The sequence below is a fragment of the Aeromicrobium sp. JP4 genome (genome assembly GCF_054957925.1).
Genome location: NZ_CM143290.1, coordinates 3351820 through 3373023 on the forward strand (window position 1 = coordinate 3351820; position 21204 = coordinate 3373023).

The 21204-nt window shown below is 72.6% G+C and carries 25 protein-coding genes; 19 read left to right on the forward strand and 6 right to left on the reverse strand.

Translation table 11 applies throughout. The features are described 5' to 3' along the window. Positions 1 to 97: 97 nt before the first annotated feature. Complete coding sequence (locus ACY1JX_RS16530; protein ID WP_286928220.1) at positions 98 to 1270, reverse strand: benzoate/H(+) symporter BenE family transporter; 1173 nt, start codon at positions 1268 to 1270, stop codon at positions 98 to 100. Positions 1271 to 1310: 40 nt separating this feature from the next. On the opposite strand from ACY1JX_RS16530, the gene hisD reads away from it, so the two are divergent. From hisD to hisH, 4 genes are read left to right on the forward strand one after another with little or no spacing between them, the layout of a single operon-like run. Beyond that, on the forward strand, positions 1311 to 2609 hold the full coding sequence (hisD, locus tag ACY1JX_RS16535; protein WP_462564641.1) for a histidinol dehydrogenase: 1299 nt from the start codon (positions 1311 to 1313) through the stop codon (positions 2607 to 2609). Beyond that, a complete protein-coding gene (locus tag ACY1JX_RS16540; RefSeq protein ID WP_462564642.1) occupies positions 2606 to 3685 on the forward strand; it encodes a histidinol-phosphate transaminase in 1080 nt (359 codons plus the stop codon). The genes hisD and ACY1JX_RS16540 overlap by 4 nt, the downstream gene beginning before the upstream one ends. Beyond that, entirely contained in the window at positions 3682 to 4281 is a 600-nt protein-coding gene (gene hisB / locus ACY1JX_RS16545; protein ID WP_181756807.1) for an imidazoleglycerol-phosphate dehydratase HisB, read from the forward strand. The genes ACY1JX_RS16540 and hisB overlap by 4 nt, the downstream gene beginning before the upstream one ends. 13 nt (positions 4282 to 4294) lie before the next feature. Then, on the forward strand, positions 4295 to 4939 hold the full coding sequence (gene hisH / locus ACY1JX_RS16550) for an imidazole glycerol phosphate synthase subunit HisH (protein WP_181756808.1): 645 nt from the start codon (positions 4295 to 4297) through the stop codon (positions 4937 to 4939). A gap of 3 nt (positions 4940 to 4942) precedes the next feature. On the opposite strand, the gene ACY1JX_RS16555 is transcribed toward hisH, so the two are convergent. After that, a complete protein-coding gene (locus tag ACY1JX_RS16555; protein WP_286928227.1) occupies positions 4943 to 5599 on the reverse strand; it encodes a YitT family protein in 657 nt (218 codons plus the stop codon). 41 nt (positions 5600 to 5640) lie between these two features. On the opposite strand from ACY1JX_RS16555, the gene priA reads away from it, so the two are divergent. Both priA and ACY1JX_RS16565 read left to right on the forward strand, forming a co-directional pair. Beyond that, positions 5641 to 6363, forward strand: a complete 723-nt coding sequence (priA, locus tag ACY1JX_RS16560) for a bifunctional 1-(5-phosphoribosyl)-5-((5-phosphoribosylamino)methylideneamino)imidazole-4-carboxamide isomerase/phosphoribosylanthranilate isomerase PriA (protein WP_462564643.1) — start codon at positions 5641 to 5643, stop codon at positions 6361 to 6363. A 2-nt stretch (positions 6364 to 6365) separates the two neighbouring features. Next, positions 6366 to 6878: a DUF1707 domain-containing protein gene (locus tag ACY1JX_RS16565; RefSeq protein ID WP_462564644.1), complete on the forward strand. Its 513-nt coding sequence runs from the start codon at positions 6366 to 6368 to the stop codon at positions 6876 to 6878. 3 nt (positions 6879 to 6881) lie between these two features. Here ACY1JX_RS16565 and ACY1JX_RS16570 read toward each other — a convergent pair whose 3' ends face one another. Then, the gene (locus ACY1JX_RS16570) at positions 6882 to 7538 is read right to left on the reverse strand and encodes a hypothetical protein (protein WP_462564645.1); all 657 of its coding nucleotides are present in this window, start codon (positions 7536 to 7538) and stop codon (positions 6882 to 6884) included. 4 nt (positions 7539 to 7542) lie between these two features. Here ACY1JX_RS16570 and hisF point away from each other — a divergent pair, with 4 nt between their 5' ends. The 8 genes from hisF to ACY1JX_RS16610 all read left to right on the forward strand — a co-directional run bounded on the left by hisF (position 7543) and on the right by ACY1JX_RS16610 (position 14833). Next, a complete protein-coding gene (hisF, locus tag ACY1JX_RS16575) occupies positions 7543 to 8304 on the forward strand; it encodes an imidazole glycerol phosphate synthase subunit HisF (RefSeq protein WP_462564646.1) in 762 nt (253 codons plus the stop codon). Beyond that, positions 8301 to 10112: an ABC transporter ATP-binding protein gene (locus tag ACY1JX_RS16580; RefSeq protein WP_462564647.1), complete on the forward strand. Its 1812-nt coding sequence runs from the start codon at positions 8301 to 8303 to the stop codon at positions 10110 to 10112. Before hisF ends, ACY1JX_RS16580 begins: the two co-directional genes overlap by 4 nt. Beyond that, positions 10105 to 11877 (forward strand): ABC transporter ATP-binding protein, encoded by a 1773-nt coding sequence (locus ACY1JX_RS16585; protein WP_462564648.1) that lies wholly within the window; start codon positions 10105 to 10107, stop codon positions 11875 to 11877. The genes ACY1JX_RS16580 and ACY1JX_RS16585 overlap by 8 nt, the downstream gene beginning before the upstream one ends. 37 nt (positions 11878 to 11914) lie before the next feature. Further along, the gene (hisI, locus tag ACY1JX_RS16590) at positions 11915 to 12253 is read left to right on the forward strand and encodes a phosphoribosyl-AMP cyclohydrolase (RefSeq protein WP_462564649.1); all 339 of its coding nucleotides are present in this window, start codon (positions 11915 to 11917) and stop codon (positions 12251 to 12253) included. Further along, on the forward strand, positions 12250 to 12801 hold the full coding sequence (locus tag ACY1JX_RS16595; RefSeq protein ID WP_462564650.1) for a Trp biosynthesis-associated membrane protein: 552 nt from the start codon (positions 12250 to 12252) through the stop codon (positions 12799 to 12801). Before hisI ends, ACY1JX_RS16595 begins: the two co-directional genes overlap by 4 nt. A 54-nt stretch (positions 12802 to 12855) precedes the next feature. After that, complete coding sequence (locus ACY1JX_RS16600; RefSeq protein WP_462564651.1) at positions 12856 to 13056, forward strand: HGxxPAAW family protein; 201 nt, start codon at positions 12856 to 12858, stop codon at positions 13054 to 13056. A 191-nt stretch (positions 13057 to 13247) separates the two neighbouring features. After that, a complete protein-coding gene (locus ACY1JX_RS16605) occupies positions 13248 to 13481 on the forward strand; it encodes a hypothetical protein (RefSeq protein WP_462564652.1) in 234 nt (77 codons plus the stop codon). 23 nt (positions 13482 to 13504) lie between these two features. Next, the gene (locus tag ACY1JX_RS16610; protein WP_462564653.1) at positions 13505 to 14833 is read left to right on the forward strand and encodes an MFS transporter; all 1329 of its coding nucleotides are present in this window, start codon (positions 13505 to 13507) and stop codon (positions 14831 to 14833) included. On the opposite strand, the gene ACY1JX_RS16615 is transcribed toward ACY1JX_RS16610, so the two are convergent. Together ACY1JX_RS16615 and ACY1JX_RS16620 are read right to left on the reverse strand one after the other, a co-directional pair. Next, complete coding sequence (locus ACY1JX_RS16615) at positions 14802 to 15134, reverse strand: hypothetical protein (RefSeq protein WP_462564655.1); 333 nt, start codon at positions 15132 to 15134, stop codon at positions 14802 to 14804. The two genes, ACY1JX_RS16610 and ACY1JX_RS16615, sit on opposite strands and share 32 nt — an antisense overlap. A gap of 60 nt (positions 15135 to 15194) precedes the next feature. Continuing rightward, positions 15195 to 16049 carry a DUF2189 domain-containing protein gene (locus ACY1JX_RS16620; RefSeq protein WP_286928244.1) on the reverse strand — a complete coding sequence of 285 codons (855 nt, stop codon included), beginning with the start codon at positions 16047 to 16049 and terminating at the stop codon, positions 15195 to 15197. A gap of 163 nt (positions 16050 to 16212) precedes the next feature. Here ACY1JX_RS16620 and trpC point away from each other — a divergent pair, with 163 nt between their 5' ends. Genes trpC through lgt form a run of 4 tightly spaced genes read left to right on the forward strand, consistent with a single transcriptional unit; the run spans position 16213 to position 19947 of the window. Beyond that, entirely contained in the window at positions 16213 to 17028 is an 816-nt protein-coding gene (gene trpC, locus ACY1JX_RS16625) for an indole-3-glycerol phosphate synthase TrpC (RefSeq protein WP_286928245.1), read from the forward strand. Positions 17029 to 17067: 39 nt separating this feature from the next. Beyond that, positions 17068 to 18315 carry a tryptophan synthase subunit beta gene (gene trpB / locus ACY1JX_RS16630; protein WP_462564656.1) on the forward strand — a complete coding sequence of 416 codons (1248 nt, stop codon included), beginning with the start codon at positions 17068 to 17070 and terminating at the stop codon, positions 18313 to 18315. After that, positions 18312 to 19106 (forward strand): tryptophan synthase subunit alpha, encoded by a 795-nt coding sequence (gene trpA / locus ACY1JX_RS16635; RefSeq protein ID WP_286928249.1) that lies wholly within the window; start codon positions 18312 to 18314, stop codon positions 19104 to 19106. Before trpB ends, trpA begins: the two co-directional genes overlap by 4 nt. Before the next feature lies 1 nt (position 19107). Then, positions 19108 to 19947, forward strand: coding sequence for a prolipoprotein diacylglyceryl transferase (lgt, locus tag ACY1JX_RS16640; RefSeq protein ID WP_286928250.1), 840 nt, complete (start codon positions 19108 to 19110; stop codon positions 19945 to 19947). A gap of 32 nt (positions 19948 to 19979) precedes the next feature. On the opposite strand, the gene ACY1JX_RS16645 is transcribed toward lgt, so the two are convergent. Beyond that, complete coding sequence (locus tag ACY1JX_RS16645; RefSeq protein WP_462564657.1) at positions 19980 to 20201, reverse strand: antitoxin; 222 nt, start codon at positions 20199 to 20201, stop codon at positions 19980 to 19982. Positions 20202 to 20292: 91 nt separating this feature from the next. Between ACY1JX_RS16645 and miaA the strand changes: the two genes are divergently transcribed. Continuing rightward, entirely contained in the window at positions 20293 to 21201 is a 909-nt protein-coding gene (gene miaA / locus ACY1JX_RS16650) for a tRNA (adenosine(37)-N6)-dimethylallyltransferase MiaA (RefSeq protein WP_462564658.1), read from the forward strand. Positions 21202 to 21204 lie beyond the last annotated feature (3 nt).

A 21204-nucleotide genomic window follows, 5' to 3' on the forward strand; every position in this document is an offset into this window, starting at 1 on the left:
CGGGGTGCAGTTTCCCCGGTTAACCGGGTTTTCTGCCACTTAACGTGGTTCGCGAACCACGTGAAGTGACAGTTTCCCCGCTTAACCGGGGAAACTGTCAGTCGCGCTCGAGCGTGGCGCGGACCGCGAGCCCCAGCAGCAGGGCCCAGAAGGCGGCGCCGACCGACAGCAGGGAGACGCCGGAGGCGGCGAAGAGGAAGGTCAGCCCGGCGCTCGTGCGGTGACGCTCGTGCGCGAAGGCACCCTGCAGCGAGGCGACGAGCGCCCCGATGAGGGCCAGTCCGGCCACCGCCTCGATGATGCCCGGGGGCGCGACGTCGGCGAGCGCGACGACGAGGCCCGCGGCCCCGGCGATCACGAGGTAGCCGACGCCGGCCGAGGTGGCGGCGATCCAGCGCCGTTCCCGGGGGCCGGCCTCCTCGCCCGCGGCGAGCGCGGCCGACAGCGCCGCGAGGTTCATCGCGTGACCACCGAACGGCGCCACGACCGCGGTGCCGAGCCCGGTGGACACGACCGACGACCGCCACGGCACGGAGAAGCCGAAGCTGCGCAGCACGGCTGCGCCCGGCAGGTTCTGCGAGGCCATCGTGACGATCGTGAGCGGCAGCGCGATGCCGACGATCGCGGGCCACGTCCACGTGGGCGTGGTCCACTCGAGGTGGGGGACGAGCGACGCGGTGTCGAGGGACTCACCGGAGCGGGACGCCGCCACGACGATCGCGCCGATCGCGACCAGCAGCGCCACCGGCACGGCCCAGCGTGGGGCGATCCGGCTGGCCACGACCCACGCGACGATGACGGGGGCGACGTAGCCGGGGGCGTCGGCCAGGGCCACGAACGGCGCGATGCACAGCTGCAGGAGGATCCCGGCGAGCATTGCCTGGGCGATCTCGGTGGGAATCCGAGCGACGAGGGCCCCCAGTGCCGGGACCGCGCCGATGAGCGCGATCAGCAGGCCGGTCACGACGAAGGCGCCCACCGCGGCGGGCCAACCGCCCTCGACCGACCCGGTGGACACGAGCAGCGCCGCGCCGGGCGTGGACCATGCGAGCGTCACCGGGACGCGGTGCACGAGGGCCAGCGCGATGATCAGAACGCCGAAGCCCAGGGTCAGCGCCAGCAGGCCACTGGCGGCCTGGGCCGGGGTCGCCCCCACGGCTCGCAGGCCGGCCAGCACCACCGCGAACGACGAGGTGAAGCCCACGAGCGCCGTGACCGCGCCCGCCGTCACCGGCTGCTGCCAGTGCGCGTCGGTGGGGGAGTGGGACACGCTGTGAGGCTAGGCCATCGCGCGACCTAGACTTCAGGGTGTGCTGAGACGACTCGACCTGCGTGACCAGACCGATGGGTACCGCGACGCGGTGCCCCGTGCCGAGGTCGACGTCGAGCATGCGCTCGCGGCGGTCGTCCCGATCTGCGACGACGTGCGCGACCGCGGCGCCGCCGCCGTCCTCGACGCGGGCGAGCGCTTCGACGGCGTCCGGCCCGAGCGCCTCCGCGTGTCCGCGGAGGACATCGAGAAGGCGCGCGTCGGCCTGGATCCCGCCGTCCTGGAGGCCATCGACGAGTCGATCTCCCGGCTGCGGGCCACCTGCGAGGCCGAGCTGGAGCGCACCGTCTCCGTCGAGGTGGCGCCCGGCGCGCTCGTCGAGCGGCGGATCGTGCCGATGCAGCGCGTCGGCCTCTACGTGCCCGGCGGCCTCGCGCCGCTGGTCAGCACCGTGATCATGAACGCCGTCCCGGCCCAGGTCGCCGACGTGCCCGGGATCGCCCTGGCCAGCCCCCCGCAGGTCGAGTTCGGCGGCCTGCCGCACCCGACGATCCTGGCCGCGTGCGCGCGCCTGGGCATCGACGAGGTCTACGCCGCCGGTGGCGCGCAGGCGCTCGCCATGCTGGCGTACGGCACGGAGGAGAACGAGCCCGTCAACCTCGTCACGGGTCCGGGCAACATCTACGTCGCCGCCGCGAAGCGCCACCTGCAGGGTGTCGTGGCGATCGACTCCGAGGCCGGCCCCACGGAGATCGCGATCGTCGCGGACTCCACCGCCGACCCCGCGTTCGTCGCCTCCGACCTCATCAGCCAGGCCGAGCACGACCCGATGGCCGCCGCCGTGCTTATCACCGACTCGCTCGAGCTCGCCGACGCGGTGGACGCCGAGCTGGTCCGCCAGGTGCCCCTGGCCCGTCACGAGGAACGGATCCGCACGGCCCTCGCAGGCTCCCAGTCGGCCACCGTGCTGGTGCGCGACACCGACCAGGGCGTCGACGTCGCCAACGCCTACGCGGCCGAGCACCTCGAGATCCAGACGGCCGACGCGTCCGCGCTCGCGGACCGCATCGTCAACGCCGGGGCCGTGTTCGTCGGCTCGTTCACCCCCGTCTCGCTCGGCGACTACGCCGCCGGGTCCAACCACGTGCTGCCCACCGCCGGGTGCGCCTGCCACTCCTCGGGCCTGTCCGTGCGCGCGTTCGTGAAGAACATGCACGTCGTGTCCTACTCCGAGGCCGCCCTGCGCGACGTCGGGCCGAAGGTCGTCACGCTCGCCGAGGCGGAGGACCTGCCGTCCCACGGCGCGGCCGTCACCGCGCGCCTGGAGCGGACGCGATGACGGTTCCCGCCTGGGTGCCGATCCGCGACGAGCTGAGGAACGAGGAGCCGTACGGCGCTCCCCAGATCGACGTCCCGGTCCGCCTGAACACCAACGAGAACCCCTACGGCCCGAGCGAGAAGGCGGCGACCGACATCGCCGGCGCGGTCCAGCAGGCCGCGCTGGAGCTGAACCGGTACCCCGACCGTGAGGCGTGGGCGCTGCGCGAGGCCCTGGCGGCCTACCTCGGTCACGGGCTCACGGCCGACCGGGTGTGGGCGGCCAACGGCTCCAACGAGGTCATGCAGCAGATCCTGCAGGCGTTCGGCGGCCCGGGTCGCACGGCGGTGTCGTTCGCGCCGACCTACTCGATGTATCCCGAGTACGCCCGCAACACGCACACGCGCTGGGTCGCGGGCCGGCGGCGCGAGGACTTCGCGATCGACGTGCCCGCCGCGGTCGCGCTGGTCGAGGCCGAGCAGCCCGACGTGGTCTTCCTGACCTCGCCGAACAACCCCACGGGCACCGCGCTGGCGCCCGAGGAGCTGCGCGCCGTGCTCGACGTGGCGCCCGGCATCGTCGTGGTCGACGAGGCCTACGCGGAGTTCCGGCGCGAGGGGACGCCCACCGCGCTCGAGCTGCTCGCCGGTCACCCCCGACTGATCGTCACCCGCACGATGAGCAAGGCGTTCGCCCTCGCCGGGGGACGCCTGGGCTACCTCGCGGCCGACCCCGCGGTCGTCGACGCGCTGCGCATCGTGCGGCTGCCGTACCACCTCTCCTCGGTCACCCAGGCCACGGCGCTCGGCGCCCTGCGGCACACCGACGAGCTGCTCGCCCAGGTCGACGCCCTGCGCTCCACCCGCGACGAGACGGCGGCCTGGCTGGCCGAGCGCGGGTACGACGTGGCCACGTCCGACGCGAACTTCCTCCTGTTCGGGCATTTCCCCGATCGTCGCGCCGTGTGGGAGGGTTTGGTCGACCACGGGGTCCTGATCCGCGAGACGGGACCCGACGGTTGGCTCCGGGTGTCGATCGGCACCCCGGAGGAGATGCAGGCGTTCCGCGCCGCACTGATGGAGGTGGATCCCCGATGAGCAGGCAGGCACGGATCGAGCGGAAGACGTCCGAGTCGCACGTCGTCGTCGAGCTCGACCTCGACGGCACCGGCCGCACGGAGATCAGCACGGGCGTGGGCTTCTACGACCACATGCTCACGGCACTGGGCCGTCACTCGCTCATCGACCTCACCGTCCGCTCCGAGGGCGACCTGCACATCGACGCCCACCACACGGTGGAGGACACGGCGATCTGCATCGGCGAGGCGCTCCGCGAGGCGCTCGGCGACAAGGCCGGGATCCGCCGCTACGGCAACGCCATGATCCCGCTGGACGAGGCCGTCGCCCAGTGCGTCGTCGACGTGTCGGGACGCCCCTACTTCGTGCACACCGGAGAGCCCGAGCGCCAGATCACCGCGATCATCGGCGGCTCGTACATCGGCTCGCTGACCTCGCACGTCTTCGAGTCGATCGCGCACCACGCCGGGATCACCCTGCACATGAACCTCATCTCCGGACGCGACCCGCACCACATCGCCGAGTGCCAGTTCAAGGCCCTCGCGCGGGCCCTGCGTGCCGCCGTCGAGCCCGACCCGCGCGAGACGGGGATCCCGTCGACCAAGGGCGCGCTGTGAGCGGAGCGGTCCGATGACGACGGTCGCGGTCCTCGACTACGGCTCGGGCAACCTGCGGTCGGCCGTGCGCGCCGTCGAGCGCGCGGGCCAGTCGCGCGGCGTCGACGTCGTGCTGACCGCCGACCGCGAGGTCGCCGAGCAGGCCGACGGCCTGCTGGTGCCCGGCGTCGGCGCGTTCGACGCCTGCATGAAGGGCCTGCGTGCGGTCGACGGTGAGCGGATCATCGAGCGACGCCTCATCGCCGGCCGTCCCGTGCTGGGCATCTGCGTGGGCATGCAGATCCTCTTCGCCGAGGGCATCGAGCACGGCGTGCGCAGCACCGGCTGCGGCGAGTGGCCCGGCACGGTGGAGAAGATCCAGGCGCCGATCGTGCCGCACATGGGCTGGGACACGGTCGAGCCGCCCGCCGACACGGTGATGTTCGCCGGGATCGAGTCCGAGCGCTTCTACTTCGTGCACTCCTACGGCGTGCGCGAGTGGCTGGTCGACGCGGAGGGCACGCCCTTCCGCGCGCCGGGCGTCACGTGGACGCAGTACGGCGGCGACCGCTTCGTCTCCGCCGTCGAGCACGGTCCGCTGTGGGCCACGCAGTTCCACCCGGAGAAGTCCGGCGACGCCGGCCGCCGCCTGCTCGAGAACTGGATCGCCACGCTCTAGGGGTCAGGCGCGGTAGCGCTCCGGACGGTGGTTGAACGCCAGCACCACGTTGAGGATCACCGCGCCGAGCGCGGACAGCAGCACGTTGTCCCACGGCACCACCAGCAGGGCGCCCAGGACCACGAGCAGGTCCAGGGCCATCTGCACGTACCCCGCGCGCAGGCCGGCCTGCTCCTGCGCGATGAGGGCCAGCACGCTGAAACCGCCGAGGCTCGAGCCGTGCCGGAACAGGATGAGGATGCCCACGCCCGCCAGCAGGTTGCCGGTGGCGATCCCGTAGACGGGCGCGAGGTCGGGGGAGGGGATCATCTCGGCGTGCACCGCGGTGAAGAGCGAGAGCAGCGCGACGGCGATCACGGACCGCACCGTGAACCGCCAGCCCTTCTTCCACAGCGCGAGCGCGAAGAACGGCAGGTTCGCCAGCAGCAGCACGGCGGGGAGCGGCAGGGCCACGGCGTACGTGATCAGTAGCGACAGGCCGGCGGTGCCGCCGGTGACCGCGTGCGCCTCGTAGAGCAGGTGCAGGCCCAGCGAGGCCAGCCACGTGCCGGTGAGCACGCCCAGGACGTCCTCGGCGGGGGTGTGGGGCAGCGTGACCGCCGACGGCTCCATGAGGTCGTCGGTGTCGGCCGGGGCGTGGTCGGGGTGGCTGTCGTTCATGGCCCGCCCACTCTACGGAGGGCGGTCGATACGATCGCGGGGTGACTCTCGAACTCCTCCCCGCCGTCGACGTCGCCGAGGGCCAGGCCGTGCGCCTGGTCCAGGGCGAGCTCGGCAGCGAGACGTCCTACGGCTCCCCGCTCGACGCGGCCCTGCAGTGGCAGGCCGACGGCGCCGAGTGGATCCACCTGGTCGACCTCGACGCCGCCTTCGGCAAGGGCAGCAACCGCGACCTGCTGGCCGAGGTCGTGGGCCGGCTGGACGTGAAGGTCGAGCTCTCGGGCGGCATCCGCGACGACGAGTCGCTCGACGCCGCCATGGCCACCGGCTGCCGCCGGGTCAACCTGGGCACCGCCGCCATCGAGGATCCCGACTGGTGCCGCTCGGCGATCGCCCGGTACGGCGACCGGGTCGCGGTCGGCCTCGACGTCCGTGGCCGCACGCTGGCCGCCCGGGGCTGGACGAAGGAGGGCGGCGACCTGTTCGAGGTGCTGGCCCGCCTCGACGCCGACGGGTGCGCGCGCTACGTGGTCACCGACGTCACCAAGGACGGCACGCTCACCGGTCCGAACCTGGACCTGCTGCGCCAGGTGTGCGAGCAGACCGACAAGCCGGTCGTCGCCTCGGGCGGCGTCTCGAGCCTCGAAGACCTGCGCGCGATCGCCACGCTGACCGGCATCGGCGTCGAGGGCGCGATCGTCGGCAAGGCGCTCTACGCGGGCGCCTTCACGCTGCCCGACGCGCTGGCCGCGGTCGCGGAGTAGTCGTGGCCGGCCTCGTGCGGTGGGAGGGCTTCAGCGCCGATCCGCGACGTGCGGAGGTGGCGGGCATCCGCGCGGGGGACCAGGACCGTGAGACGGCGGTCGAGGCCCTGCGCGAGGCCTACGCCGACGGCCGGCTCGACCGGACCGAGTTCGACCGCAGGTCGCACGCCGCCCTCGCGGCCACGCTGCTCGGCGAGTTCGTGCCCCTGCTCCAGGATCTCGAGGCGCCCACGCCCGCGGCGCTGTCCGTTCACGAGGAGGCGCTGCGGCGCTACCGGCGCGAGACGCGTGACGCCCGCAACGGCGTCGTGGCCATCGGTGTCATGACCAGCGGGATCTGGGGCGCCACCAGCATCGCCAGCGGCGAGCCGCTCTTCTTCTGGCCGATCTTCCCGATCCTCGGCGTCGGCGTCGGCTGGCTCATGCACGTGGTCAACCGGGGCCAGCGCATCGAGCACCACGAGCGGAAGATCGAGCGCCGCCTGAGCGGGCGCGAGGACGAGGACGAGGGCTGAGGCTCAGCAGCCGTCGCGCATGAGGTCGGGACGCGTGCCCGTGGTGACCTCGAGCATCAGGACCTCGCTGGTGGGCTCGATCGACTCGGTGTCCTCCGTGAACAGGAAGCCCAGCCAGGCGTCGCCCTCGGTGACGAACACGCCCGTCTGCCCGTAGCCGGCCTCGACCATCTCGGCGGTCTCGTAGACGCCCGTCACGTCCTTCAGGGTGCTGCCGACGCCCAGGCCCTCGGCGGTGCGGGGCTGCTCGCCACGGACGCCGAAGGAGACGACGGTGCCGTCCTCCTTCGTCAGCACGTCGAGCGAGGAGGCGTAGTCGGCCTTCCACCCGAGCGGCTCGCTGCGGCCGCACTCCTCGCCGGGGACCTCGACGTCGGCGTCGAACAGCCCGGTCGCGAGCGCCTCGTCGCGCGACATCCCGGTGCGCGCCGGGCCCACGACGCCCGGAGCGACGGTCAGCTCCTCGATCGCCGGCAGGGCGGCCGGCGGCTCCGAGGTGGGCGGCTCCGTCGTCGGGCTGGGCGCTGCCGAGGTCGCGGAGGTCGCGGGGTCGGGCGTCTCGTCGGGGGACTCCGAGCAGGCCCCGAGAGCCAGCGCGGTGACCGCCGCCAGGAGCCAGAGGCGGCTCGTAGGAACGTCGGACCCACGCACTACGCTCATGGCCGTGAGCCTAGCCGTCCGTGTGATCCCCTGTTTGGACGTGGACGGCGGTCGCGTCGTCAAGGGAGTGAACTTCGTCGACCTGCGCGACGCGGGCGATCCGGTCGAGATGGCGCGGGTCTACGACGCCCAGGGCGCCGACGAGCTCACCTTCCTCGACATCACCGCCTCCAGCGGCGACCGCTCCACCACCTACGACATCGTCGGCCAGACCGCCGAGCAGGTGTTCATCCCGCTCACGGTCGGCGGGGGCGTGCGTGCGGTCGAGGACGTCGACCGGCTCTTGCGCGCCGGTGCCGACAAGGTCGGCATCAACACCGCCGCGATCGCGCGGCCCGACGTCATCGGCGAGATCGCCCACCGCTTCGGGAATCAGGTGCTCGTCCTGAGCGTTGACGCTCGACGTGCAGACGATCAGCCCAGCGGGTTCGAGGTGACCACCCACGGCGGCCGCCGCTCGGCCGGCATCGACGCGATCGAGTGGGTGCGCCGCGGCAGTGAGCTGGGCGCGGGCGAGATCCTGCTCAACTCGATGGACGCCGACGGCACGCAGGCCGGCTTCGACCTCGAGATGATCCGTGCCGCCCGCGGCGCGACCGACGTCCCCCTCATCGCCAGCGGAGGTGCCGGGCGACTCGAGCACTTCGCCCCCGCGGTCGACGCGGGCGCCGACGCCGTCCTGGCCGCCAGTGTCTTCCACTTCGGAACGCTGACGATCCCCGCGGTGAAGGAGACGCTGCGAGCCGCCGGACACGTGGTTCGGTGAGCGCCCCGGCGCTCGACACCCTCAGCGGCGGTGGCACCGACCGGCTGACCCGACGTGGCTTCGGGGTCATGGGTCGCGGCATCGCCCGCCAGAAGGTGATGTTCACGTGGGCGGCGCTCGCCTCCCTGCTCTTCGGCGTGATGACCGTGGCCGACGCCTGGGTGCTGGGCTGGGCCACCGATCACGTCATCGCCCCCTCGGTCGCCGCCGGTGCCGTCACGTGGTCCACCCTGTGGGCCGGTGTGGGTCTGTTCGTGCTGGCCGCGGTGCTGCGCACCGTGGGCGTCGTCGGCCGCCGCCTGCTGGGCGGCGTGGTGTTCTTCCGGCTCGTGCGCGACGACCGCCTGCGCGTCACGCGCCGCTACCTCCAGCTGCCACTGCGCTGGCACCACCGCCACCCCGCGGGTCAGCTGCTCAGCAACGCCAACGCCGACGTCGAGGCCACGTGGTCGGTCTTCATGCCACTGCCGATGGCGCTCGGCACGATCGCCATGCTGGTCGCCGCGATCGCCACGATGGTGCTGGCCGACCCGGTGCTCACCGTCGTCGGGCTCGTGGTCATCCCGCTGCTCTTCGTCGCCAACGCCGTCTACCAGCGGTGGCAGGGGCCGCGGATCGCGCTCGCCCAGAGCCTGCGCGGCGACGTCTCCACCGTCGCCCACGAGTCGTTCGACGGCGCCCTCGTCGTGAAGTCGCTGGGCCGCGAGGCCGACGAGACGGCCCGCTTCCGCGCCGCCAGCGAGCGGCTGCGTGACGCCGCCATCGCGATCGGCCGGATCCGCGCGATCTTCGACCCCGTCATCGAGGCGCTGCCGAACCTCGCCGTCCTGGCCGTGCTGCTGCTGGGCGCGTGGCGCGTGCAGGGCGGCGGCGCCGACGCGGGCGACGTGGTCCAGGTGGCCTACCTGTTCACGGTGATCGGCATGCAGATCCGCTCGTTCGGCTGGGTGCTGGGCGAGCTGCCGCGCGCCGTCGTCGGCTGGGACCGGGTCTCGCGCGTCATCGACGAGGACGACGCCATGGACTACGGCGACGCCCGCGTCCCGGGCGCCGGGCCCGTCGACCTCACGGTCACCGACCTCGACTACAGCCACCCCGACGAGCCCGACACCGCGGTCCTGAACGACATCGCGTTCACCGTGCCCGCCGGCACCGTCACGGCGGTCGTGGGTGCCACCGGCAGCGGCAAGAGCACCCTGACGTCGCTCGTCACACGCCTCGTCGATCCCGATGACGGCGCGGTGCTGATCGGCGGCACCGACGCGCGCCGGCTGTCGCAGCAGGCGCTCACCCGCGCGGTGGCCCTCGTGCCGCAGTCCACGTTCCTGTTCGACGACACCGTCCGCGCCAACGTGGTGCTCGACCTCGACGTCCCCGACGAGCGGGTCTGGGAGGTGCTGCGCATCGTGCAGGCCGACCGGTTCGTCTCCGCGCTGCCGGACGGCCTCGACACCGAGCTGGGGGAGCGGGGCACCTCGCTCTCGGGTGGCCAGCGCCAGCGTCTCGCCCTGGCCCGGGCGCTCGTGCGCGACCCGCGCGTGCTGGTGATGGACGACGCGACCAGCGCCCTCGATCCCGAGGTCGAGCAGCGCATCCTGCGCGCCCTCGCCGATCGCGACGGCTCGCCCACCACCGTCGTCGTGGCGTACCGCAAGGCCACGATCGCGCTGGCGGACGAGGTGGTCTTCCTCGCCGGCGGCCGCGTCGCCGATCGCGGCACCGACGCGCAGCTGCGCGAGCGCTCGGTCGCCTACCGCAACCTCGTCGATGCGTACGACCAGGCCCGTGAGGAGGTCGACCATGAGTGAGTCCGCACCCCGCGAGGGCGGCATCTCCGTCCTCGTCCGCGGCATGCGCCGCAACCCCGAGATCACCGAGGGCATCTGGCTGACGCTGGTGCTCGCGCTCCTCAGCACTGCCGGCGGTTCTCTCGTCCCGATCGTGGTGCGCGCGGCGCTCGACGACGGCTTCGGCTCCGGTGACGTCGACACCGCCCTGATCGCCCGCTACGTGGGCATCGCCGCCCTGCTCATGATCGTGATCGCCATCTGCGGCTACTGGTCGAAGGTGCGGATCTTCACCGCGAGCGAGCGGGGGCTGGCGAACCTGCGCGTCGCGGCGTTCCGTCACGTCCACGACCTGTCGATGCTGACGCAGAACACGCAGCGCCGCGGGTCGCTCGTCTCCCGGGTCACCTCCGACGTCGACCAGATCAGCCAGTTCCTGCAGTTCACCGGGATCATGATGATCGTCAGCATCGGCCAGATGCTCGTCGCGACGGTGGTCATGGCGTTCCTGTCGTGGCAGCTCACGCTGGTCGTGCTGATCAGCTTCGTGCCGCTCGCGGTGAGCCTGCGCTGGCTGGCCGGCGCGATGTCGCGGGCCTACGACCGCGTGCGCGCCAGCGTCGGCGAGATGCTCGCCGTCATCGCCGAGCCCGTCGTGGGTGCGGCCGTCGTCCGGTCCTACGGCATCGAGGACCGCACCCAGCACCGCGTCGACGTCGCCGTGAGCGCGAACTACCGCAACAACATCCGCGCCCAGACGATCACTGCCGGCGCGTTCTCGGCCGCGATCCTGGTGGGCGGCATCGCCAACGCCGCGGTGCTGGCCGTGGGCGTCTGGCTGGGCGTGCTCGGAGAGCTCTCCGTCGGCACGATCGTCGCCTTCGTGTTCCTGGTCGGGCTCTTCACCGGCCCGGCGCAGATGGCCACCCAGGTGATCTCCGAGGCGCAGAACGCGATCTCGTCGTGGCGCCGCGTCCTCGACCTGCTCGACACCCCGGCCGACGTGGTCGACCCGGGCCCGGGCGGTCAGCGCCTTCCCGAGGGCGACCTCGAGGCGCAGTTCGAGCACGTGTCGTTCGCCTACCCCGAGGGCCCCACGGTGCTGGCCGACGTCGACGTCACGATCGAGGCGCGCCAGCGGGTCGCCGTCGTGGGCGAGACCGGCTCGGGCAAGACCACGTTCGCGAAGCTGCTCACGCGCCTGATGGACCCCGCCGCGGGCCGCGTCGTGCTCGGGGGCGTCGACATCGCGCAGGTCCCGTTCGACGACCTGCGCCGCCACGTGCTGATGGTGCCGCAGGAGGGCTTCCTGTTCGACGCGACGCTGGGCGAGAACCTGCGCTACGGATCGCGCACCGCCATGGACGCCGACCTCGTCGACGCCGTCGAGCGGCTCGGCCTCGCCGACTGGTTCGCCGCCCTGCCGCGCGGACTCGACACCCGCGTGGGTCAGCGGGGCGAGTCGCTCTCGGCGGGGGAGCGGCAGCTGGTCGCGCTCGTCCGCTCGGCGCTGGCCGACCCGGCGTTCCTCGTCCTGGACGAGGCCACGAGTGCCGTCGACCCCCAGACCGAGCTGCGCGCCACCCGGGCGCTCGACCGGCTGCTGCAGGGCCGCACGAGCGTGACGATCGCCCACCGGCTGTCCACCGCGGAGAACGCCGACCGCGTGCTCGTCTTCGACCAGGGCCGTCTCGTCGAGGACGGTCACCACCGCGACCTCGTCAAGGCCGAGGGCGTCTACGCGCGCCTGCACGCGTCGTGGGTGGCGCAGGCGACCCTCGCCTGATGCGGAGCGCGGGGCCGCGCCTGAGACACTGGGGCACGTGAGCTCCCTGGATGCGGCGATCGCCGCCCGCTTGAAGCGCGACGACGCCGGCCTGGTCGCGGCGGTGGTGCAGGACGCGACGTCGCGCGCCGTGCTGATGGTCGGCTGGATGGACGACGAGGCGCTGCACCGCACCCTCACCACGGGCCGCTCCACGTTCTGGAGCCGCAGCCGCGGTGAGTACTGGGTGAAGGGCGAGACCTCGGGCCACACCCAGCACGTGCGCGAGGTCCGGCTCGACTGCGACGGCGACACGCTGCTCGTCGTCGTCGACCAGGTCGGCGCCGCGTGCCACACCGGCACCACCACGTGCTTCGACCAGGACCTGCTGACGTGAACCGCAACCTCCTCGGGCCCGCCGTCCTCCTGCTGCTGGCGCTCGGCGCGGGCACCCTGCTGGCCGTGCGCGCCACGTGGTCCGAGGCCACCGCTCGCGCGGCGGGGATCCCCGAGACCGACCTCACGGTGTCCGGAGCCGACGTCGTCCCGGGCGCGGCCGGGCTCGCCATCCTGGTGATGGCCGCCGCCCTCGGCGTGCTCGCCGGCGGGCCCCGGCTGCGTCGCGTGATCGGCGCCCTCGTCGCGGTGGCGGGCGTGGTCGGCGTCGCGATCTCGAGCCGCACGAGCGACGCGCTGCAGACGGCGCAGCAGCGCGCGATCGACGAGGCGGCCGTCGCCGGTGCCTCGGTGGACTGGAGCTCCACCGCCGCTCCAACGTTCGCGATCGCCGGCTTCGTGCTGATCGTCGTGGCGGGTGCCGCCGTCGCGTGGCTCGGTCCGCGCTGGGCCACGATGGGTCGCAAGTACGAGGCCCCGGCCGCCCGCGAGCCCGACGCGAGCGACCTGTGGAAGGCGATGGACGACGGCGTCGATCCCACCGCCTGACCACCGAGTAGGCTGTCGTCCGAACCACCCCGAGCACCACTAGGAGCACCACCCATGTCGCACGGATCGTCGCCGGCCGCCTGGACCGCCGTCCTCTTCAGCCTCGCCGGCTTCCTGATCGGCGGGATCGCCCTGATCCCCGAGCCGAACTGGGTGCTCTTCACGATCGGCGTCGTGCTGGCGGTGGGTGCGCTCCCGCTCGGCAAGGTCATGTCCGTCGCCGGGTACGGCACCAGCCGGGTGAAGGATCACTGACCGATCAGGTCATCCCGACGACCGCCTCGCGCGGTCGTCTGCTGCGCGCCCCGCTGATCGCCGGCGGCGCCGGCCTCGCGGCGTTCGCGCTGCTGCACTTCCGTGACCCCCACGTCGAGGGCGCCTACGGCTTCTGCCCGTTCCTCTTCCTGACCGGCGAGCCCTGTCCCGGCTGCGGGGGGCTGCGCGCCGTGAACCTGCTGACGCGCGGCGACGTCGCGGCCGCCGTCTCGAGCAACCTGCTGGCCGTCGCCCTGGTCTGCGTGGGCGTGGTGGCGTGGCTGGTGTGGCTCGGCCGGCGGGCACGCGGGCTGCCCGCGCGCTACCTCACCTGGTCGGCCCGCACCGTGACGGCGATGGGCGTGCTGGCCGCCGTCTTCGGCATCGCGCGGCTGACGCCGTGGGGCGCCTGGCTGGCCCCCTGACGAGAAGAGACACCGTGAAGGACATGGGAACCCCGGCGGGCGCGGGTGCGTCCATCGCCGGTCGGCCGGCTTCGCGGCGGCCCTCGCGGCGGGTCCACCGAGCGTGGCTCGTCGCGGGCGTGACCTTCCTGGTGCTCCTCGCGTCGGCTGCGTTCCGGTCCAGCCTCGGCGTGATGCTGGTGCCGATCGAGGAGGACCTCGGCTGGAGCCGCACCGAGACGTCGATCGCCGTCTCGCTCAACCTCATCGTCTACGGGGTGGCGGCGCCGTTCGCTGCCGCGCTGCTCGAGCGGATCGGCGTGCGCCGCACCGCCGTCGCCGCCCTCCTGCTGATCGCCCTGGGCTGCCTGGCCTCCACGGCGATGACCGCGCCGTGGCAACTGTCGGTGCTGTGGGGCCTGGTGATCGGCGTCGCCACCGGCTCGGTCGCGCTCGTGTTCGGCGCGATCGTCGTCAACCGCTGGTTCGTCGCCCGGCGCGGCCTCGTGCTGGGCATCCTGGGCGCGGCCTGGGCCACCGGGCAGCTCGTCTTCCTGCCGCTGCTGGCCGCGATCGTCGACGAGTTCGGCTGGCGCGCCGCCTCGCTGGCGATCGCGGCCTGCTGCGCGGCCCTGGTGCCGGTCGTCGCGGTGGTGCTGCGCGACCGGCCCTCCGACGTGGGTCTGGAGCCGTACGGCGGGATCGACGACGAGGCGGCCGCCGTCGTGCCGCAGACCGCGGCCGCCGCCGTCGTCCACGCAGTGACGGTGCTGCGCGAGGTGTTCCGGACGCGCTCGTTCGTGCTGCTCGCGGGCACGTTCTTCGTCTGCGGCTGGACCACGAACGGGATCATCAGCAGCCACTTCGTGCCCGCCGCCCACGACCACGGGATGGCGGCCACGACCGCCGCCGGGCTGCTGGCCGTGGTCGGCATCTTCGACATCGTCGGCACGATCGGCTCGGGCTGGCTGACCGACCGCTACGACCCGCGCCTGCTGCTGTCGGTCTACTACGCGCTGCGTGGCCTCGCGCTGCTGGCCGTGCCGGCGCTGCTCGGCCCGACGGTGGAGCCGCCGATGCTCCTGGTCGTGGCGCTGTTCGGTCTGGACTGGGTCGCCACGGTCCCGCCGACGGTGGTGCTGTGCCGCACCGCGTTCGGGGCCGAGCGGGGCGGCATCGTCTTCGGCTGGGTGTTCGCGGCGCACATGATCGGTGCCGGCGTCGCAGCGGCGGCCAGTGGCGCCCTGCGCGCCGCCTCGGGGGACTACACGTCGGCGTGGCTGTTGGCGGGGGCGCTCGCCGTGGCGGCGGCGGTGGGCAGCCTGCTGCTGCCGCGCCCGGTCACGCCAGCGCGAACTCCAGCGCCACGCTGACGACGGTCCCGATGAGCGACAGCACGCCGATCACGATCGCGGCCACCCCCAGCCAGTAGGCGGCGGTCGCCATCGAGGTGTCGGCGTACGGGCCGTTCCACTGCTCAGCGCGGGTGCGCTCGTTCCTGGCCAGGATCATGGCCGCGATGCCACCGGCGATCGAGAACACGCCACAGCAGCAGGCCAGGAAGATGCTGACGATGGCGATGACCAGCGACCACACGGCCTGGTTGCCGTCCGGAGCAGCGGGGTAGCCCTGCCCGTAGGGAGGCTGGCCGGGCGGCGGGGGGTAGCTCGTCACCCGCCGAGCATAGGACGGCGCGGCCGGGCTGCTCGCCCGGCCGCGCCGTGTCTCACAGCATCAGGCCGCCACCGGCTGGTTGCGGAACTTCTTGTAGGCGTACGCCGTGGCGATCGTCACCACGGGGTAGGCCACGAGCAGGCCGACGCCGCACAGGCACGCACCGATCAGCACGATCACGAAGCTCAGCAGCGCCAGCAGCAGGGCCTGGCCGAGGTTGGCCGACACCAGCTTCACGCTCGACGTGATGGCATCGACCGGGGACTGGTTCTCATCCACCACGAACAGCAGGGCGAAGTAGGACAGGAACGCGAAGATGACGCCCGGCAGGACGCACAGCACGAGGCCGATCGTGATGCCGATCGACACCAGCAGCGACGTCAGGATGACCGGTCCGATCGGCACCCGCGAGAACGTGTCGGCGAGGGAGAACGGCCGGCCCTCGGTCTCGTCGAGCGCGCCGCGGTAGATGAACGCGGAGATCACGTACGTCGCGAGCGTCGAGAGCAGGTTCACGACGATGCTGGCGAAGCTGAAACCGGCGAACGGGTTGGTCTCGGTCGCGTCGATGTCCGGCTGCACCAGGAAGCTGAAGACGCCGAAGATCACCGAGACGGCGAAGATCGCCAGTCCGGCGATGATCCACTGGCCCGCGTTGGAGGAGAACTTGCGCCAGCCGTAGCCGATCGCGTCGGTCGGGCTGAAGGGCTCGATGAAGCCCGAGCCGCCCGGGGGCGGAGGCGGGTAGCCACCGCCGTAGCCGGACCCCCCGGGCGGAGGCGGGTAGCCGCCGCCGGAGGCGTCACCGGGCGGGGGCGGCGGGTAGGCGGGGCCGCCGTAGGACGGCGGCGGGGGCGGGACAGGACCACCCGGGGTCTCCGGGTCGGGTCCGGTGGGCGGCTCGTTGGTCGACATGAGGCGAGCATAGGGAGGATGCGCCGCTCCGTACACCGTGCGGAACATCGATCCTGCCAGTGATGCTGTCTCGAAACGGAGGGTGCGTGCCGCTTGGTGACGGTGCGGGGATACGCTGGAGGTCAGTTCGGAGCCGAGTCCCGACAGGGGAAGGGAGAGTGCGATGACCGTGCTCGACGACATCCTCGCGGGGGTGGCCGAGGACCTGGCCGAGCGTCAGAGCCGGGTCTCCCTGGACGACCTCAAGCGTCAGGCCGACAAGCAGCCGCCGGCCCTGGATCCCATGCCGGCGTTCCGCGCCGAGGGCGTCTCGGTGATCGCCGAGGTGAAGCGGTCCAGTCCCAGCCTGGGTGCACTCGCCGACATCAAGAACCCGGCCCAGCTCGCCGCCGACTACGCGGCCGGCGGCGCCGCCGCGATCAGCGTGCTGACCGAGCAGCGTCGCTTCAACGGCACCCTCGACGACCTGCGCGCCGTGCGTGGCCAGGTCGACGTGCCGGTGCTCCGCAAGGACTTCATCACCACGTCGTACCAGCTCTGGGAGGCGCGCGCCGCCGGCGCCGACATGGCCCTGCTCATCGTGGCCGCTCTCGACCAGAACGCGCTGGAGTCGCTCATCGACCGTGCCCGGTCGATCGGCCTGACCCCGCTGATCGAGGTCCACGACGAGGCCGAGGTGCGCCGAGCCCTCGCGGCCGACGCCGACCTCATCGGCGTGAACGCCCGCAACCTCAAGACCCTCGAGGTCGACCGCGGCACCTTCGAGCGCCTCGCCCCTCGGATCCCCGACTCGGTGGTGAAGGTCGCCGAGTCCGGTGTCCGTGGACCGCACGACGTGATCGAGTACGCGCGCTTCGGCGCCAATGTCGTGCTCGTCGGCGAGACCCTCGTGAGGGGCGACGATCCCCGCGCCACCGTGGCGGACCTGGTCGCGGCCGGCTCCCACCCGGCCCTGCAGCACCGATGGCAGCCGAGCTGAGACCACCAGCTCCCCGCCGACCCCTCACCCAGGACGACCATGACTGACACCTCCGGCCGATCGCCGTCGCGATCGGCGCTTCCCGACGGTCCGGGCCACTTCGGCCGCTTCGGCGGCCGGTTCATGCCCGAGGCCCTGATCGCCCCGCTCGACGAGATCACCCGCGAGTGGGAGGCCGCCCAGGCCGATCCGGCGTTCCGCGCCGAGCTCGACCGCATGCTGCGCGAGTACGCCAACGTGCCCAGCCCGCTGTATGAGGCGCACCGGTTCTCCCGGGCCGTCGGTGCGCGCATCCTGCTCAAGCGCGAGGACCTCAACCACACCGGCGCCCACAAGATCCGCAACGTGATCGGGCAGGCGCTGCTGGCCAAGCGCATCGGCAAGCCGCGCTGCATCGCCGAGACGGGGGCCGGTCAGCACGGTGTCGCCTCCGCCACGGCGTGCGCCTACCTCGACCTGGACTGCACCGTCTACATGGGCCAGGTCGACACCGAGCGCCAGGCGCTCAACGTCGCCCGCATGCAGATGCTGGGCGCCGAGGTCATCCCGGTCACCACGGGCAGCGCCACCCTCAAGGACGCGATCAACGAGGCGCTGCGCGACTGGGTCACCACGGTCGACACGACGCACTACCTCTTCGGCACCGCCGCGGGCCCGCACCCGTTCCCGACGATGGTGCGTGAGCTGACGCGAGGCATCGGCGACGAGGCCCGCGCCCAGGTCCTCGAGCTCACCGGGAAGCTGCCCGACGCGGCCGTGGCCTGCGTGGGCGGCGGATCGAACGCGATCGGCCTCTTCACGGCGTTCGTGCCCGACGAGAGCGTGCGGCTCATCGGCATCGAGGCGGGCGGCGACGGCTTCGAGACTGGTCGCCACGCCGCCACGATCACCGCCGGCGAGGTCGGCGTGCTCCACGGCGCGCGCTCGTTCCTGCTGCAGGACGAGGACGGCCAGACGATCGAGTCACACTCGATCAGCGCCGGCCTCGACTACCCGGGCGTGGGCCCCGAGCACGCGCACCTGGCCGACATCGGACGGGCCCAGTACCGGCCTGCCACCGATGCTCAGGCGATGTCCGCGTTCGACCTGCTGTGCAAGACCGAGGGGATCATCCCGGCGATCGAGTCGGCGCACGCGCTGGCCGGCGCGGTCGAGCTCGCCAAGGAGATGGGTCCCGACGCCACGATCCTGGTCAACCTCTCGGGCCGCGGCGACAAGGACGTGCACACCGCCGCGAAGTACTTCGGCCTGCTGGACGAGAACGACCGGGCGGAGACGGACCGATGACGGTGATCGACGAACTGTTCGAGCGCACGCGCGCCGAGAACCGCGCGGCCCTCGTGGGCTACCTGCCCGCCGGGTTCCCCACGGTGGACGGCTCCATCGCCGCCATCGGCGCCATGATCGAGGCCGGGGTCGACCTGGTCGAGGTGGGCCTGCCCTACAGCGATCCCGTGATGGACGGGCCCACGATCCAGGCCGCCGCTGAGGCCGCCCTCGTCAACGGCACCCGGGTCGACGACGTCTTCCGCGTCGTGCAGGCCTCGGCCGCCGGCGCGCCCACCGTCGTGATGACCTACTGGAACCCGGTGGAGCGCCGCGGAGTCGACCGGTTCGCCGCCGACCTCGCCGCCGCCGGGGGAGCGGGGCTCATCACGCCCGACCTCATTCCCGACGAGGCCGTCGACTGGGAGCGCGCCTCCCGCGAGCAGGGTCTGGACCGCATCTACCTCGTGTCGCCGTCGTCGTCCGACGAGCGGCTGGCGATGACGGCCGAGGCCGCCAGCGGCTTCATCTACGCCACCGCGGTCATGGGCGTCACCGGACAGCGTGAGCAGACCAGCAGTCTCGCGCCCGAGCTCGTCGGCCGCCTGCGCAAGGTCACCGACAAGCCCGTCGGCGTGGGGCTCGGCGTCAGCAACGGTGCCCAGGCCCACGAGATCGCCGAGTTCTCCGACGCGGTGATCGTGGGATCGGCGCTCGTGCGCTGCCTGCTCGACCAGCCGGACGAGGCCTCCGGGCTCGCCGCCATCCGCGACCTCGTGACCGACCTGCGCACCGGCGTGGAACGGGACTGACATGACCATCGCCACCTTCATCCCCTCGCCGGAACAGGCCGTCTGGCACCTCGGGCCGCTGCCCCTGCGGGCCTACGCGCTGTGCATCATCGCCGGCGTCTTCGCCGCGATCTGGATCGCCGACCGCCGGTTCGTCGCGGCCGGCGGCCGCCCCGGCGCGATCGGCGACGTCGCGATCTGGGCCGTGCCGTTCGGCATCATCGGCGGACGGATCTACCACGTCCTCACCGACCCCCAGCTCTACTTCGGCGACGGTCGGGACCCGATCGACGCGCTGAAGATCTGGGAGGGCGGCCTGGGTATCTGGGGCGCCATCGCGTTCGGCGGCCTGGGCGCGTGGATCGCCTGCCGCCGGTACGACATCGACTTCCTCAAGATGGCCGACGCCCTGGCACCCGGCCTTCTCGTCGCGCAGGCGATCGGGCGGCTCGGCAACTACTTCAACCAGGAGCTCTTCGGGCGTCCCACCACGCTGCCGTGGGGTCTGGAGATCTCCGAGCAGCACCGTCCCGACGGCTACGAGCAGTTCGCCACGTTCCACCCCACGTTCCTCTACGAGGCGCTGTGGAACCTCGCGGCCGCGGCGCTGCTGGTGTGGCTGGGCAAGCGCTTCGCCCTGACGCACGGCCGGGTGTTCGCGCTCTACGTCATGCTCTACACGCTCGGGCGCGGCTGGATCGAGGCGCTGCGGATCGACACGGTGAACCACATCGGCCCGTTCCGGCTGAACATCTGGACCTCGATCGTGGTGTTCTGCCTGGCGCTGGCCTACTTCGTCTGGGCCGGCCGCCGGTATCGCGAGACCCCTGAGCGTGACGTTTCCGGGGCCGACACGCCGTAGAGGACCCCGGGAACGTCACTGCCAGCGCTTCCTCAGGTCGTCGGGTCCTCGTCGAGCCGGTCCGCGGCCTCCTTGAGCCTGGCCGCCGCGTCGTCGATCTTCTCGGTGAACTTGCCGTCGGTGGCCTTGTCGGCGAGGTCCGCGACCTTGTCGATCGCGGCGTCGATGTCCTCGTCGTGCCGCGCCGCCTCCTCCTTGGCCCGGTCGACCAGCTGCTCGGCGTCCTTGCCCTTGAACCTGTCCAGGAAGCCCATGGGTGCCCCTCTCGTCGATGGAGGGACCGCCCGGCGGTCCCGCACGTCACGGTACTTCGGGTCGCCCGCCCCCGCCTGAAAGACTGGCCCCATGAGACCGAGCCGTCCCGTCGTCGCCGTCGTGGGTCCGACCGCCTCGGGCAAGACGCGGCTCTCGGTCGGCCTGGCTCGCGCCGTGGGCGGTGAGATCGTCAACGCCGACTCCGTGCAGCTGTACCGCGGCATGGACGTGGGCAGCGCGAAGGCCACCGAGGCGGAGCGCGCCGGGGTCCCGCACCACCTGCTCGACGTCCTCGACCACTCCGAGGAGGCGAGCGTCGCGGCGTTCCAGCGGGCGGCGCGCGCCGCCATCGAGCAGATCCGTGATCGTGACGCGGTGCCGATCCTCGTCGGCGGCTCGTCGCTGTACGTGCGCGCCGCGATCGATCCGCTGGACTTCCCGGGCACCGACCCGCGGGTGCGCGCGCGGTGGGCCGAGCGCCTCGACGACGTCGGTCCCGAGGCGCTGCACGCCGAGCTCGCCCGGCGCGACCCGCGGGCCGCCGCGGCCATCCTGCCCACCAACGGGCGCCGGATCGTCCGTGCCCTCGAGGTGGGCGAGCTGACGGGCGAGCCGTTCGCGGCCACGATGCCCGAACCGGTGTCGATCTACCCGGAGGTCGTGATGATCGGGCTCGACGTGCCGCGGGACGTGCTCGACGCGCGCATCGACGCCCGCGTCGACGCGATGTGGGCCGACGGCATCGTCGAGGAGATCAGGGGACTGCCCGGCCTCGCGGCCTCGCCCACGGCCTCGCGGGCGCTCGGTTACCAGCAGGTGCTCGCGATGCTGGCCGGTGAGCTGACCGAGGACGAGGCGCGCGCCGAGACGAAGTCCGGCACCCGGCGGTTCGCGCGGCGTCAGGACCGGATGATGCGCAAGGACCCGCGCATCCACTGGCTGCCGTTCGACGATCCCGACCTGCTCGGGCGCGCGGTGGCACTCGTCGATCACCCGTAGGCT

Coding starts and splice junctions, on each gene's coding strand:
- ACY1JX_RS16600 (WP_462564651.1), top strand. CDS start 12,856: ATGTCGCACGGATCGTCGCCGGCCGCCTGGACCGCCGTCCTCTTCAGC.
- hisH (WP_181756808.1), top strand. CDS start 4,295: ATGACGACGGTCGCGGTCCTCGACTACGGCTCGGGCAACCTGCGGTCG.
- ACY1JX_RS16620 (WP_286928244.1), bottom strand. CDS start 16,049: ATGTCGACCAACGAGCCGCCCACCGGACCCGACCCGGAGACCCCGGGT.
- trpA (WP_286928249.1), top strand. CDS start 18,312: ATGACGGTGATCGACGAACTGTTCGAGCGCACGCGCGCCGAGAACCGC.
- ACY1JX_RS16555 (WP_286928227.1), bottom strand. CDS start 5,599: ATGAACGACAGCCACCCCGACCACGCCCCGGCCGACACCGACGACCTC.
- trpB (WP_462564656.1), top strand. CDS start 17,068: ATGACTGACACCTCCGGCCGATCGCCGTCGCGATCGGCGCTTCCCGAC.
- ACY1JX_RS16610 (WP_462564653.1), top strand. CDS start 13,505: ATGGGAACCCCGGCGGGCGCGGGTGCGTCCATCGCCGGTCGGCCGGCT.
- ACY1JX_RS16540 (WP_462564642.1), top strand. CDS start 2,606: ATGACGGTTCCCGCCTGGGTGCCGATCCGCGACGAGCTGAGGAACGAG.
- ACY1JX_RS16570 (WP_462564645.1), bottom strand. CDS start 7,538: ATGAGCGTAGTGCGTGGGTCCGACGTTCCTACGAGCCGCCTCTGGCTC.
- miaA (WP_462564658.1), top strand. CDS start 20,293: ATGAGACCGAGCCGTCCCGTCGTCGCCGTCGTGGGTCCGACCGCCTCG.
- ACY1JX_RS16645 (WP_462564657.1), bottom strand. CDS start 20,201: ATGGGCTTCCTGGACAGGTTCAAGGGCAAGGACGCCGAGCAGCTGGTC.
- lgt (WP_286928250.1), top strand. CDS start 19,108: ATGACCATCGCCACCTTCATCCCCTCGCCGGAACAGGCCGTCTGGCAC.
- hisB (WP_181756807.1), top strand. CDS start 3,682: ATGAGCAGGCAGGCACGGATCGAGCGGAAGACGTCCGAGTCGCACGTC.
- trpC (WP_286928245.1), top strand. CDS start 16,213: ATGACCGTGCTCGACGACATCCTCGCGGGGGTGGCCGAGGACCTGGCC.
- ACY1JX_RS16585 (WP_462564648.1), top strand. CDS start 10,105: ATGAGTGAGTCCGCACCCCGCGAGGGCGGCATCTCCGTCCTCGTCCGC.